This is a genomic window from Sphingomonas sp. LHG3443-2 (genome assembly GCF_049896405.1).
Taxonomy (GTDB): Bacteria; Pseudomonadota; Alphaproteobacteria; order Sphingomonadales; family Sphingomonadaceae; genus Sphingomicrobium.
The window spans coordinates 750,761-764,174 of the sequence record NZ_JAFCUG010000001.1 but is presented as its reverse complement, the minus strand read 5'-3'; the positions used below and the strand labels follow the sequence as shown (position 1 = coordinate 764,174).

Here is a 13,414-nt window from a genome sequence, read left to right as displayed (position 1 = left end):
CGGAGGTCACTAACGGCTTGTTTGCCGTTCGCGTTCCCGCCTTGATGGCGGAGGGAACACGTCTAACCGCTCAACACTGAACCTTGGATTTCCGCCATTTAAGGCTGCGGTTCATCCACCCAGTCGCGGGTCAAGAAGCGGCTGGCGATCAGCGCCATTGCCCCTGCGAGCCCGTAGAACAGAACGACCCCGATCGCCGCATAGCGCAGGCTGTCGGGCCCGTAGGTCGCTTTGAGCGAATCCGAGATGGCGCCGATCAGCAGCGGTCCGACACCAAGCCCGACGAGGTTGTTGATCAGCAGGAACATCGAGGAGGCGGTGGCGCGCTTGGCCGGCTCCACGAGGTTCTGGACCGCGGTGACGATCGGGCCGAGCCACAGGATGTTCATCGCATTGGCGATCAGCAGCGGCGGCCAGGCCAGCCACAGATTGTCGGTGGTGAGGCCGAACAGGAAGCAGGGCAGCGCGATCAGCCAGGCGAAAGCGGGGAGCTTGGCATACCAGCTCTTGTCGGCATGCCCGAGCCGGTCGGCGAAGTGGCCACCGGCAAGCACGCCGATGACCCCGCCGATCAGCAGCAGCGAGCCCATGAACTGCCCGGCCTGGAGCAGGGTGAGGTCGTAGCTCAGGATCAGAACGCTCGGCACCCAGACGGCGAGACCGTAGCCGCATAGCGAGGACAAGGAGGCGGCGATGGCCAGGAGCCAGAAGCTCGGCTTGCGCGAGACGATCGCCCACACTTCGCCGAGGCGGACCTGGCTGGTGAGGCCGGCAGGGCGCGGAACGTCCTTCACCACCCACAGGAAGAAGGGCACCAGCAGGAGGCCGATCCCGCCCATGATCAGGAAGGCGGCGCGCCAGTTGATGTAGGTCGCGATGTAAGCGCCGACGAGCAGCCCGCTGCCAAGGCCGACCGGCACGCCGAGCGAATAGATGCCCAGCGCGCGGCCGCGTTTTTCGGGCGGGAAATAGTCGGCGATCAGGGCGTAGGACGGCGCCACGCCGCCCGCCTCGCCGACCCCGACGCCGAGACGGTAAAGGAACATCGACCAATAGCCGCCGGCCACGCCGCACAAAGCGGTGAAGCCGCTCCAGATCGCCAGCGACCCCGCGATCACCCTGGACCGGCTGGTGCGGTCGGCGAGGTAGGACAGGGGAACGCCGGCGAAGCTGTAGAGGAGAGCGAAGGCGAGGCCGGCGATGGCGCCGAACTCGGTATCGCTGAGGCTCAGGTCCTTCTTGATCGGCTGCGCCAGGATCGAGAGGATCTGCCGGTCGAGGAAATTGAGGATGTAGGCGAGCAGCAGGAAGACGAGAACGATCGTCGGCGAGCGCGGGGTGGTGCGTGCTGCTGTGGTCATGGGAGGGGAGTGGCACGGGACGCCTGGAGAACCAAGCGTCCCGTGCCAGCTCAGCTCTTAGAACTTGACGTCAAGCGACACGAAGACCTGCCGCGGCGCGCCGTAGAAGCCGGTCACCACGCCTTCGAGGCCAAGGCTGGGCGCGATGCCGGGCTTGGCGAAGTTGGCGTTGCCGGGGGTGGCCGACAGAATCGGCTGGCCGGTCACCGGGTTCACGTTGAGGAACTGATAGCCCGACGTGATGTAGCGCTTGTCGAACAGGTTCTTGCCATGGAGCCCGACGCGGAAGCGGCCGATGTCATAGGTCAGGTTGGCGTCGAACAGCGAATAGCCCTTCTGGTCGAGATAGGGGCTCGGCAGTTCGAACTGCGTGCTCTTGCTGCGATAGGAGGCGGTGGCATTGGCCCCCAGCATGCCCGGGCCGGCCGGCACCGAGAAATCGATGCTCGCCGAATTGGTCCACTTGGGCGTATTCTGGATTTCGCGGAAGCGTGCAACGTCGATCGGCTGCCCGGGCGAGGTCGGCGCCGGATTACCGTTGGCATCGAAGCCCGCGATCTGGGTGACAAACTGCTTGTATTCGGCGTCGAGGTAGCCGACCGAACCCGACACGTTGAAGCGCGAGCCCATGCCGGCGAAGTCGCGGGCGATGGTTGCGCTGCCTTCGAATTCGATGCCCTTGAACTGCGCCTTGCCGGCATTGGTGGTGACGCCGACAAAGGTCGGGACGCCGTTGATGACGGCGCCAGCCGAGCCCGGCACCTGCGCATCCTTGTAGTCAGCGATGAAGCCCGCGATCGCGACGCGCAGGCGGCGGTCGAACAAAGCGGCCTTGTAGCCGACTTCGTAGCTGGTGACCTTTTCCGGCTCGAACAGGAAGTAGTCGAAGATTTCGGACGCTTCGCGGGTGCCGTTGCCGTTCAGGTCCGGCGCGGCGGTGCTGAGGCCGCGCGGATCGAAGCCGCCGCCCTTGAAGCCCTTGGACCAGCTTGCATACAGGTTGGTGTCGCTGTTCGGCTGCCAGCTGACCGAGGCGCGCGGGGTGAACTGCTTGAAGGTCTTGTCGCCGAAGAAGTCCGAGGTCAGCGCCCCGAGCTGGCGCCCGGTGGGGTTGGTGACGGGATTGTAGAGGCCGTTCACCGGCAGGCCGCCAAGTTCCGGCGAAGCGCCGCGGAAGAGGTTGCGACGAACAACGCGGGCCTTGCGGCGGTCGCTCGTGTAACGTCCGCCTGCGGAGACCGAGATCTGATCGGTAACGTCGAATGTCAGATCGCCAAAGATTGCCCACGTCTTTGTGTCGACATCACCGAACGTCGAGGAGTTGAAGCCAGGAAAGCCTGGGAAGACGGTTGGGAGAACCGTTCCCGGGCCATAGACGAGTCCGGTTCCTGTTGGGCAGGTGGGCGGAAATGGAATGCCCTGCCCCGGAAGACACAGCGCCGGAGTAGCGCGACCCGTTAGGTCGAGCACCACGTCGAAGATGTTGTTGGCGTTGGCGTTGAGATAATAGGCGCCGACGAGGCCGTTCAGCCGGCCCTGCTCGACCAGCAACTGCACTTCCTGGCTGAACTGGCGGTTCTTGTAGATCGCCGGCACGTCGACGTCGGCGGCGGCCAGCGCGTCGAAGTCGATCGGGGTGACGCTCTTGTCCTTGCGCCATGCGGTGATCGAGCGGAAGGTGATGCCGTCGGACAGCTCGAAATCGCCACGGATGGAGAGGCCGCCACCCTTCACGTCCTGCTTGGGATTGACCAGCCCGCCGCGGGTGTCGAACACGTCGCCGAGCACCGGCTGCTTCGACAGGACCGAAGGGATCAGGCGATGGCCGCCGCGCGGGCTGCTGGTGTCCCAGGTGTAGTCGCCGGCAATCTTGATCTTGATCGCATCGGTCGGCAGCAGCTCGGTGGTGCCGCGGACTGCGAACAGGTCCTTGTCGTAGTTTTCGGCGCCGGTGGTGAGGTTGGTGCCGAAGCCGTTGCGATGGAGCCGGGCGACCGCGCCGCCGACCCGCATGAAGTCGGCAAGTGGGGCCGAGCCGCTGACCACCAGGTCGCGCTGGCCATAGCTGCCGACCACCGCGCGGACCTTGCCTTCCGGGTTCGCGGAGAGCGAGCGGGTGACGTACTTGATCGCGCCGCCGATGGTATTGCGGCCATAGAGCGTGCCCTGCGGCCCGCGCAGCACTTCGATCCGCTCCACGTCATAGACGTCGAGCAGCGCACCTTGCGGGCGGTTGAGGTAGACGTCGTCGAGATAGATGCCGACGCCGCCTTCGTAGCCGGCGACCGGGTCCTGCTGGCCGACGCCGCGGATAAAGGCGGTCAGCGTGCTGTTGGTCCCGCGCGAGGTTTCCAGCGTGACGTTGGGCGTGGTGTCGCCAATGTCGGTGATGTCGATCGCACCCTGACGGTCGAGCTGCTCGCCCGAATAAGCGGTAACCGCGATCGGCACGTCGATCAGGGTTTCGGTGCGGCGGCGGGCGGTGACCACGATGTCGCCGTCGGGCGCGGTCGCCGCTTCGCCACGGGTCTGGGCATCATTCACGGCGGCAGTGGTCGCCGTATCGGTCGTGGGCGGCGCCTCCTGTGCAAAGGCCGGCGTAGCGGCAAGCAGAGTGGCGGCTGAAGCGAACAGGGCCGAACGAACGGTGGTGGCGCTCATGACGATGATTTCTCCCCCTCGATCTGACAGGCCGCCGGCAAGTCCTCTCTCGCCGACCGCAAATCTGAGGCGAATAGAGTACTGAAACTTGAATCACCTTTCAAGTCTTGATCGAGCTTGTGCGTGCGTGCATCTTGCTTCCTTCGATTGAACGCCGGGCGGGGATTGCCCGGCGCTGACGGCGGGCTTCGGTTCGCCTGGGGGAACCGGTGAATGGCTGAACGCAGCGAGGCAGGAACCGGCAGGACGCGGGCAGCACCGGCCGCAGCGCAGCTCATGGTCGACCGGCCTGACGAGGCGGTTCCGCTGACCAATTCGGCCAAGGCCCCGCGCACGGCGCGGGGCGAGCGGACCCGGCGCAAGATCCTCGACGCCGCCCGCGCCGAATTCGGCACCCGCGGCTTTGCCGAGACCGGGATCACCGAGATCACCCGCACCGCCAGGGTCGCACTGGGGACCTTCTACACCTACTTCGACAGCAAGGAGGAAGTGTTCCGGGCGCTGGTGCAGGACATGAGCGAGCAGGTCCGACTGGCAGTTGCGCCAGTTCTGGCGGAAGGTCGCGGCACGCTGGAAGCGGAGGAACGCGCGCTGGCCGCCTTTCTCGCTTTCGTCGGCACCCACCAGCAGGTCTACCGGATCATCGACGAAGCCGAATTCGTCGATCCCGCCGGCTTTCGCGCCCACTACGAGAACACGGCCGCCCGCATCGCGGAGCGTCTTGCCGAAGGCGCTGCAGCTGGCGTCATGCAGTCACCCCGCGATCCCCTCGACGCCGAAGTGCGGGCGTGGGCGATCATGGGCATGAACGTGTTCCTCGGCCTGCGCTTCGGGGTGTGGGGTGAAGAGGATCCGACCAAGGTGGCGGCTGCGGGCAACCGCCTGATCCGCGAGGGGCTGGCCAACGGCTGAGTGGTCGGAAAAGCAAGCCGACGCATGTCGAGGGCATCTGCCTTTGGCCCATTGCCGATGTCGAATGACCCTGCCAGCTTACCGCTGCATTCACCACAGGAGCGGGCAGCTTGATCTCGGTGCTGATGATGTTGGCCACGCCAGTTTATGCCGTGCCTCCCGGATTGGCCGGGGTGGCCGGATTGCAAGGCTGCTGGCGCGTCACCGGAAGAACGCTTGGCGAAGACACACCCGCGATCGCACGGGGTCAGTGGCATCTGGGCAAACGCTATTTCAACCTGCAACTGCGGACGATCGGGTCCGACCCGTATGAAGCATCGATCACCTACGGTGCCGGCAAGGAGCCCCGAGCCATCGGCTCTGTGTTCCTCGATACGACAGGCGGCCTGTACGAGCCGTCCTTGGGTCTCGGTGAGCTCGCAGAAGGCGGTTTCGTGCAACGCTATCGCTTCACCGGCGCGACGTACCTCAATCGGTTCAGCAGGACCGGTGACGGGTGGCGCTGGACGATCACCGAGCAGGCCGACGACAAACCTTCGTCAGTCTTCGCAGACTATCGGCTTCGCCCGGCCCCCTGCCGTGGGATGCAATTCGATTATTGAGACGGCGCGGCTTGCCGGCGCCTAGGGCAGCGTTCGGACGCACCCGACGAAGCGTTCCAGATCCTCGTCATCGTGATATAGCCCAAGCCCGATCCGCAGCACGTCGCCGCGGACGTCGGTGACGCAATCCTGCGCCAGAAGCGCTTGCTGCCATTCGGCCGCCTTGGGATGGCGTAACGCCAGAAAGCGCGCCGGGCCGGTAGGCGGGTCGAGCAGTTCGGCTGCGGCGAGCGGGGTGCTCGCGAGACTGTCGGCAAGGCGCTGTTTCAGCCCCCTCACCCGCTCGCTGATTCGCGCGGTGGTCAGTCCTTCGCCCGCCAGCATGCGGCGGATGTGGAGGAAGCGGTAGAGCGCCGAGGGGTCAAAGGTCGCGCCCATGAAGCGCATCGCGTCGGGGGCATAGCCGACCTGGCCGGGCGGCAGGGTCAGATCCTCGAATTCGGCATACCAGCCGGTGATCGGCGGGCGCGGTCCGAACCCCGGCGGACAGTGCATCAGCCCGATTCCTTCGCCCGACATCGCATATTTGTAGCCGCCGGCGAGGAAGAAGCAGCGCTTCCCCAAGGCGCCAAGCGGTTCGGGCACGGCCATAAAGCTGTGATAGCCGTCGATGACGACCCATGGTCCGTTCGGCAAGGCTACTGCGGCGAGCGCGTCGAGGTTGGGGACCAGCCGGCCGGTCCCGAACATCAGCTGGCTGACCATGATGAGATCAGCCTCGCCTGCCCGCTCGGCGAGACGCTGGGCCAGCGTATCGTGGGGTTCCGGCGGCAGCACCTCGAGCCGGATGTCGCCGCCTTCGGCCCAGCGGGCGAACTGGCGGCGGGCGCTGTGGAATTCGCCGCTTGTGGTCAGCACGCGCAAGGGGCCGGGCGTGCGACGCGGGGCGGCGGCCCACAAGCGAACAATGAAGTCGTGGGTGTTGCCGGCAAAGACGATCGCGTCAGGCTGACCGGTGCCAAGCTCGGCCGCGACTTCGGCCTGCGCTTGGGGCCACAGCTCGCCCATCACCCGGTCCCACTTGCGGTCGGCAAGGCGGGCGGCGTCTTCCCAGCATTCGACCTGGCCGGCGAAGCTGGCGTCCGGCCACAGGTGATGGCTGTGCGCCGCCATGTGCAGGCGGCCGGGCGCGGCCGACAGGCTGCGGGTGAAAAGATGCTTGAAGCTCATAATTGGGTGCGGATCGCCCACAGCTCGGGGAAGGCCCGCTTCTCCAGCGTCGAGGCGAGATAGCGCGCGCCGCTCGAGCCGCCGGTGCCTGGCTTCATGCCGATGATCCGCTCCACCGTCAGCAGGTGCTTGTGCCGCCACCCGGACAGGGCATCGTCGATGTCGACCATCTTCTCGGCGAGCTGGTAGAGCGCGAACCATCGGTCGGAATGACAATACACGTCGAGCCAGCTTGCCGCACCTTGGCGGACGCGGGCGGCGTCGGCGGTTTCCCACAGGCTTGGCGCGTCGAGCGCGGCTTGCAAGCGGGCGCGGCCTTCGGTGCCGCCTTCCTGATAGTCGAGGAATTTCGGGTCCTTGATCCCGAACTTGTATTCCAGCTCGCGGAACTGGGCCGACTGGAACCCCGACGAGGTGCCGAGGACGTGGCGGAAGGCGGAATAATCGACCGGGGTCATGGTCGCGAGCACGTCCCACGACAGGGTCATCACCGACTGGATCCGGCTGACCCGGGCCAGCGCCTTGTAGGCCCCGGCAAAGTCGTCTGAGGCGACAAGATGGATCGCAAGGTCCACCTCGTGCAGCATCTGCTTCAGCCACAATTCCTTGGTCTGGTGAATGACGATGAACAGCATCTCGTCATGCAGGTCAGACTTGGGCTGCTGCGCCGACAGCAAAGTCGGCAGCTGAAGATATTCGGCATAGGTCATGCCGGCCGGGTGCGCGGTCATGAAGCGGGTCTAGGCCCTTAGCAACCCCGCGTCACCCCGTCCGAACCCGGAACTCAGCGCGGAGTGGTTCCCGCGCCCGGAACGCCCGCACCGCCGACCGTGCCGATGTTGCCGAAGAATTCCTCGAAAAAGCTCTTCTTGCGGCCAAGCGTCGGGGTGGTGCGGCCATAAGGGTCGATCGAGGCGATCTTGTCCTTGCCGGTGCGCTCCACCGCAGCGACGTTGCCAGCGGCATCGAAGCGGATGCGCAGCACCGTCTGGTCGGTCACCTTGGGCGCGCGGAACGCAAGGGTCGACGTCCTGCGGCTGACATAATACCATTCGTTGTCGTTGAACTGGCCGGTGAAGGTCGGCCGGCCGAGCGTGCGTTCCACGCTGGTCTTGTTGTCGGTGCCGACCTGCACCGCCGATGCGAGCTGCTCGTCCAGGATGAAGCCGCGGCTCTCGCGGTAACCGGCGCAGCCGCTGAGGCCGAGGCCCGCGACGAGGGTGGCGAGAAAGACAAGACGATTGCTGGTCACGAGATAGGATGCTCCGGATGCCGACACCCTTGCGTCGGCGGTTGGCCCGCTCAATATCGGCTGGGGGCCGCTCCGCCAAGTGCAGCGGCTCTCCTGAACGGAGGATGATCATGAAGTCGCTGATGCGGCTGTTCCGGAGCGAGCCGAATATTGCCGAGCCGCTCTACCGCCGAGTCGTCGCCAAGGCGCGTGCGCCTCATTGGTATGTCGACGGCCGTGTGCCCGACACGATGGAGGGCCGCTTCTCGGTGCTGGCGACCCTCCTTGCGCTGACCGACATCCGGCTGGAACAAGGCGGCGAGGAAGCGACTCGGGCCAGCGTGGCCTTGGCCGAATGCTTCGTCCACGACATGGATTCGCAGCTTCGCCAGGACGGAGTCGGCGATCCGGTGATGGGCAAGCGGGTCGGCAGCCTGGTCGGCGCGCTTGGCGGACGGGTCGGCGCATGGCGCCGCGCGATCGGCGGCGAGGAAAGCTGGGACGCGGTGGCGAGCCGTTCGCTATATCGCGAGCAGGTGCCGTCGGACGCCGCGTTGGCGCATTCGCTGGAGGAGCTGAAACGCTATTGGCAGGCGCTGCAGGGCCGCGGCGACGAAGCGCTGATCGGCGGGGTGCTGCCGTGAGCGGGCTGAAGCTGGCGCTGGCCAAGCTGCGCGACGGGCAGCGAATCGATTATGCCGCCGATGAGGCGGAGCGGGCGGCGGTGGCCGAGCGGCTCAATCTGCTCGGTCTCGAACGGCTGGAAGCGGCGCTGACCCTTCGCTGCGAGGGCGAAAAGGTGCGGGCCGAAGGGCGGTTGCGGGCTAGCGTTACCCAGGCGTGTGTCGCCAGCGGCGAGCCGGTGTCGGCGATCGTGGACGAAAAGATCGCGCTGTTGTTCATGCCCGAGCCGGCCGGAACTCCGGACGAGGAGCTGGAGCTCAGCGCCGAAGACCTCGACGTCATCTTTCACGACGGGCGCGAGATCGACCTCGGGACGGCGGTCGCCGACGAGCTCAGCCTTGCGCTCGATCCTTATCCGCGCAGCGCGGGAGCGGAGGATGCGCTCAAGGAAGCGGGCGTGCTGAGCGAAGAGCAGGCTGGGCCGTTCGCGGCGCTGGCGGCGCTAAAGGGCAAGTAAGCCCCCCGCCGCTTAGAACGGAACGTCGTCGTCGAGGTCGTCAAAGGCCGCCGGGGCCGGGCGGTTGGCCTGGCTGGCGCTGCTCGACCGGCCGCCGCCATAGCCGCCGCCGCTGCTTCCACCGCCGAAGCCGCCATCGTCATAGCCACCACCGCCGCCGCCACTGCTGCGACCGCCGCCGAAGCCGCCGCCACCGCCGCCGCCTTCACCGCGGCCGTCGAGCAGCACCATCGAGCTGTTGAAGTTACGCAGCACGACTTCGGTCGAATAGCGGTCCTGGCCGTTCTGGTCCTGCCACTTGCGGGTCTCGAGCTGGCCCTCGAGATACACCTTGCTGCCCTTCTTGAGGTAGCTCTTGGCGACCTTGGCGAGGCCTTCGGCGAAGATCGCGACCGAATGCCACTGGGTGCGCTCCTGGCGGTTGCCCTCGCGGTCCTTCCAGTTTTCCGACGTGGCGATGCGCAGGTTCACGACCTCGCCCCCGTTCTGGAACGAGCGGCTTTCCGGGTCCTGGCCCAGGTTGCCGACCAGAATGACCTTGTTGACGCTTCCCGCCATGAATCGAACTCCTCTTGTCTTGAGGAGCAGCTATAGGCCGAGCGCCACCGCCGTCCAGTAGGTCGCGCCTGCCGCAATATAGGCCAGGGCGAACAGATAGGTGACCATGAACAGCGGCCATCGCCAGCTGTTGGTTTCCCGCCTCGTCACCGCAATGGTGGACACGCATTGCGGCGCAAACACGAACCAGGCGAGGAAGGCGAGCGCGGTCGGCAGCGGCCAGGCACCGGACAGCCGCTCGGCAAGGCTTTGCTCGAGCTGCGATTCGTCCGCTTGGTCGAGGGCGTAGACGGTGGCGATCGCCGACACCGCTACTTCGCGGGCGGCCATGGCGGGGAGCAGCGCCAGCGCGATGTCGTGATTAAAGCCGATCGGCTTGACCACGACTTCGATCCCGCTCGCGATCTTGCCGGCGATGGACACTTCGCTCTGGTTTTCGCCCGGGCCTGCCTTGGGGAAGCTCGCCAGCGCCCAGAGGAGCACGGTGGTGATGAGGATGATGCCGCCGGCGCGCTTGAGGAAGATGACGGTGCGCTGCCAGAGGCCCAGCGCGACATCCTTGAGCGCGGGCATCTGATACTTGGGCAGCTCCATCATGAACGATGAGGCAGCACCGCGCGCGACCGTCTTGCGCAGCGCCAGCGCGGCGAGCAGCGCGCCGACGATCCCGGCGAGGTAAAGGCCGAACATCACCACGCCCTGCAGATTGACGAAGGGCGCGATCTCGCGGTGCGGGATGAAGGCGGCGATGATTAGGGTGTAGACCGGCAGCCGCGCCGAACAGGTCATCAAGGGCGCGACGAGGATGGTGGTCAGCCGGTCCTTTTCATTGTCGATGGTGCGGGTCGCCATGATGCCGGGGACGGCGCAGGCGAAGCTCGACAGCAGGGGGATGAAGGCACGGCCCGACAGGCCGGCGGTGCCCATCAGCCGGTCCATCAGGAAGGCGGCGCGGACCATGTAGCCGGTGCCTTCCAGGAGCAGGATGAAGAGGAACAGGATCAGGATCTGCGGCAGGAACACGATCACCGCTCCGACCCCGCCGATCACGCCATCCACCAGCAAGGAGCGCAGCGCGCCCTCGGGGAGCGAATCGGTGACCAGATTACCGACTGCCGACACGCCGCTCTCGATCCAGCCGATCGGCGTCTCGGACCAGGCGAACACCGCCTGGAACATGGCGAACATGACAAGCGCGAGGATCGCGACGCCGGCGACCGGGTGGAGCAGGACGCGGTCGAGGCGGTGGGTCCAGCGGCGCACCGGCGTTTCGTCGACGATGGCGGTGGCGGCGATCCGGCGCGCTTCGCGGGCGAGGTCGGCCGGGACCGGGACGGGCGCGGTGGAGCGTCCGATCGCGCCTTCTAACGCTTCGCGCACCGCTTCGAGACCGCGGCGGCGGACGGCGACGGTTTCGACCACCGGCAAACCCAATGCCTCCGCCAGCTTCTCGGCCGACAGCGTCAGCCCATCGCGTGCGGCCATGTCGACCATGTTGAGCGCGACCACCATTGGCAGCCCGAGGCTGCGCAATTCGAGCGCAAAGCGGAGGTGATTGTCGAGGTTGGAGGCATCGACCACCACCAGCAGGGCGTCGGGCTTGCGCTCACCCGCCTGGCTTCCGCCCAGCACGTTGCGGGTGACCGCTTCGTCGGGGCTGGAAGGCTCGAGCGCGTAGGTGCCGGGAAGATCGACCAGTTCGACGGGGCGCCCGTCGGGAAGCACGGCACGGCCGCTTTTGCGCTCCACCGTGACGCCGGGATAATTGCCGACCTTCTGCCGTGCGCCGGTCAGGGCGTTGAAGAGCGCGCTCTTGCCGGCATTCGGATTGCCGACGACGGCGATGAGAGGGGCAGGAAGGGTCACTGGTGGCCTGGGGCCAGGTTCAGTCCGCCGGAACGACCCGGATCGCGCGGGCGTGGACGCGGCGGATGGCGACGGTCATGCGTCCGACCTTGACCGCCAGGGGGTCGCGGCCGAACGGCCCGGCGTGGAGCGGCTCGACCATCACGTCGGGATCAAAGCCGAAATGACGGAGACGCGCGGCTTCGTGCGTGCCGAGCAGCGCCCAGTCGATCGCCGAGACTCGGCCGCGGCGGCCGAGCTGAAGCTGGTCGAGAGCGAGCGCGAAATCCGATGGCGAGGGCTGCACGGTCATTGCTGCAACTGATTATCAATAACAGCAGCCCGGGTCCAGCCCGTTGTTTGGCTTAGCGCGGCGGGTAGCGCAGGCGGCCGAGGAAGCGAGTCAGGCTTGGCCGCTCGGACTTACCGAGGCCGGCCTTCCACTTCTCGAACTGCATGACGTTGTCGATTCGGCGGTCGAGAAAGGCGGCGGTGTCGGTATTGCCGTCGCTCTCGTCCTGCAGCCAGGCCAGCAGGGTCGATCCGTAGACCGCCGAGAGGATCGCGCGCTTGGTGTAGTGATTGTAATCGGTCGCGGTGTCGCCGGCCATGCGCCACATGACGTCGGCGCTGCGCCACGACAGGCGCGCCGCGGCCGCGGCGTTCTGGGGCATGGCGAGGATGGCGAGCGCCCGGCGAATCGCTTCCTTGGCCGGTTCCTGGATCTGAAGGCGGGTCCAGACGAGGCTGCGGATGCGCTCTCGGATCTTCATGGCGGCGAGGGTTTCAGCCGGGAGAGCTTCGGCCAGCGCCTTGTCGACGCCCTGCCCGTAGAGGTCGATCAGGCCGACCGCGCCCTCGGGGATTGCCATCGCGGCGAGCGCGGGATCGACGCCTTCGCTCAGCGCCGCGGCTTCGACCGCAGCCGGGGTCCAGCCGTCGAACGCCGCATTCTCGCCAATGGCGAGCGCGAGATCGAGCGCGGTCGCTTGCGCGGGGGAAAGGGTGTCGACGCTCATGCCGGTTCCGACTTGGGGCCGGAGCCGCCGCCTTGCAAGCGGACCAGCACCAGCGCCGCGCCGATCGCGAAGGCGCCGAGGAAATCGAGTGACGTCATGACCTCGTTATAGAACAGCCACCCGATGATTGCCGATACGGCCGGTTGGGTCAGCAGCGCGAGACCGACGACCAGCGGCGGTACCTGGCCCAGCGCATAGACGAGGCAGCCTTGCCCGACGACCTGGCTGCCAAGCGCGAGCAGCAGGAGCGCGGCCCAGTCGGTCGGCCAGATCGTCTCTCCCATCGCGGCGGCGAACGGCAGCAGCATGGCGGCGCCGAATGCGCTGGCGAGGATCAGCACCGGCAAGGGCTGCATCGAGCCGCGCACCCGTTCCACCGCGATGAGATAGCCGGCGTAGAGCAGGCCGGCGAGCAGGGTCAGGAGATCACCGTGGAGGTAGCGCGCGCTGAGTTCGGCGCTGCCCGCCATCAGCAATCCCGAGCCGGCAAGCGCCAGAAGCAGCGCCGCGGCCTGCAACCAGGTCGGCCAGCGCCGAGCCAGCCACAGGCCCCAGGCGGCAAAGGCGAAGCTCGCGACATTGCCGAACAGCGTCGCATTGCCGAGCTTGGTGAGGTGAATGCCAGCGTGCCACGCGGCGAGATCGGCGGCGAAGAAGAAGGCGGCGACCGCGATAATCAGTGCGGAGGCGCGGCCCGGCCAATGCGCGGGCTGCCCCATAGCCTTCGCCAGCACAGCCAAGAACGGCAGCGCCAGCGCCAGCCGCCAGAACCCAGCGGCGCTTGGCCCCACATCGCTCAGCCGCACCATCCACGGCCCGAACGCCAGCGCGAGGTTGCCGAGCATCAGAATGGCAAACGCCCGTGGGGAAACGCGCTGGGTCACCACCGCCCCTTAGTCGCCACGGACGTCGGG

14 protein-coding genes are annotated in these 13,414 nt (G+C 66.8%); 4 read left to right on the top strand and 10 right to left on the bottom strand.

Going from position 1 to position 13,414, the window contains the following annotated elements:
* Positions 1-98: 98 nt before the first annotated feature.
* Positions 99-1,361, bottom strand: coding sequence for a spinster family MFS transporter (locus ACP69Z_RS03780; RefSeq protein WP_426266216.1), 1,263 nt, complete (start codon positions 1,359-1,361; stop codon positions 99-101).
* 57 nt (positions 1,362-1,418) lie between these two features.
* Positions 1,419-4,022: a TonB-dependent receptor gene (locus ACP69Z_RS03775; RefSeq protein WP_426266215.1), complete on the bottom strand. Its 2,604-nt coding sequence runs from the start codon at positions 4,020-4,022 to the stop codon at positions 1,419-1,421.
* Positions 4,023-4,298: 276 nt separating this feature from the next.
* On the opposite strand from ACP69Z_RS03775, the gene ACP69Z_RS03770 reads away from it, so the two are divergent.
* Together ACP69Z_RS03770 and ACP69Z_RS03765 are read left to right on the top strand one after the other, a co-directional pair.
* The gene (locus ACP69Z_RS03770) at positions 4,299-4,934 is read left to right on the top strand and encodes a TetR/AcrR family transcriptional regulator (RefSeq protein ID WP_426268036.1); all 636 of its coding nucleotides are present in this window, start codon (positions 4,299-4,301) and stop codon (positions 4,932-4,934) included.
* A 110-nt stretch (positions 4,935-5,044) separates the two neighbouring features.
* Positions 5,045-5,536, top strand: a complete 492-nt coding sequence (locus tag ACP69Z_RS03765; RefSeq protein WP_426266214.1) for a hypothetical protein — start codon at positions 5,045-5,047, stop codon at positions 5,534-5,536.
* Between the two features lie 21 nt (positions 5,537-5,557).
* Here ACP69Z_RS03765 and ACP69Z_RS03760 read toward each other — a convergent pair whose 3' ends face one another.
* The 3 genes from ACP69Z_RS03760 to ACP69Z_RS03750 are packed head-to-tail and all read right to left on the bottom strand — an operon-like array spanning position 5,558 to position 7,958.
* Complete coding sequence (locus ACP69Z_RS03760; RefSeq protein ID WP_426266213.1) at positions 5,558-6,706, bottom strand: class V aminotransferase; 1,149 nt, start codon at positions 6,704-6,706, stop codon at positions 5,558-5,560.
* Positions 6,703-7,437, bottom strand: a complete 735-nt coding sequence (locus tag ACP69Z_RS03755) for a tryptophan 2,3-dioxygenase (protein ID WP_426266212.1) — start codon at positions 7,435-7,437, stop codon at positions 6,703-6,705. The genes ACP69Z_RS03760 and ACP69Z_RS03755 overlap by 4 nt, the downstream gene beginning before the upstream one ends.
* Before the next feature lie 53 nt (positions 7,438-7,490).
* Positions 7,491-7,958, bottom strand: a complete 468-nt coding sequence (locus tag ACP69Z_RS03750; RefSeq protein WP_426266211.1) for an outer membrane protein assembly factor BamE — start codon at positions 7,956-7,958, stop codon at positions 7,491-7,493.
* Positions 7,959-8,068: 110 nt separating this feature from the next.
* On the opposite strand from ACP69Z_RS03750, the gene ACP69Z_RS03745 reads away from it, so the two are divergent.
* Together ACP69Z_RS03745 and ACP69Z_RS03740 are read left to right on the top strand one after the other, a co-directional pair.
* Positions 8,069-8,581 (top strand): ubiquinol-cytochrome C chaperone family protein, encoded by a 513-nt coding sequence (locus ACP69Z_RS03745; RefSeq protein WP_426266210.1) that lies wholly within the window; start codon positions 8,069-8,071, stop codon positions 8,579-8,581.
* Entirely contained in the window at positions 8,578-9,078 is a 501-nt protein-coding gene (locus ACP69Z_RS03740) for a YceD family protein (RefSeq protein ID WP_426266209.1), read from the top strand. Before ACP69Z_RS03745 ends, ACP69Z_RS03740 begins: the two co-directional genes overlap by 4 nt.
* Before the next feature lie 12 nt (positions 9,079-9,090).
* Here the strand turns inward: ACP69Z_RS03740 and ssb are convergent, their stop codons facing one another.
* From ssb to ACP69Z_RS03715, 5 genes are read right to left on the bottom strand one after another with little or no spacing between them, the layout of a single operon-like run.
* The gene (ssb, locus tag ACP69Z_RS03735) at positions 9,091-9,636 is read right to left on the bottom strand and encodes a single-stranded DNA-binding protein (protein WP_426266208.1); all 546 of its coding nucleotides are present in this window, start codon (positions 9,634-9,636) and stop codon (positions 9,091-9,093) included.
* A 30-nt stretch (positions 9,637-9,666) separates the two neighbouring features.
* Entirely contained in the window at positions 9,667-11,502 is a 1,836-nt protein-coding gene (gene feoB / locus ACP69Z_RS03730; RefSeq protein ID WP_426266207.1) for a ferrous iron transporter B, read from the bottom strand.
* A gap of 19 nt (positions 11,503-11,521) precedes the next feature.
* Complete coding sequence (locus ACP69Z_RS03725; RefSeq protein ID WP_426266206.1) at positions 11,522-11,794, bottom strand: FeoA family protein; 273 nt, start codon at positions 11,792-11,794, stop codon at positions 11,522-11,524.
* Positions 11,795-11,846: 52 nt separating this feature from the next.
* Entirely contained in the window at positions 11,847-12,500 is a 654-nt protein-coding gene (locus tag ACP69Z_RS03720; protein ID WP_426266205.1) for a COQ9 family protein, read from the bottom strand.
* Positions 12,497-13,384: a DMT family transporter gene (locus ACP69Z_RS03715; protein WP_426266204.1), complete on the bottom strand. Its 888-nt coding sequence runs from the start codon at positions 13,382-13,384 to the stop codon at positions 12,497-12,499. Before ACP69Z_RS03715 ends, ACP69Z_RS03720 begins: the two co-directional genes overlap by 4 nt.
* Between the last annotated feature and the right edge of the window lie 30 nt (positions 13,385-13,414).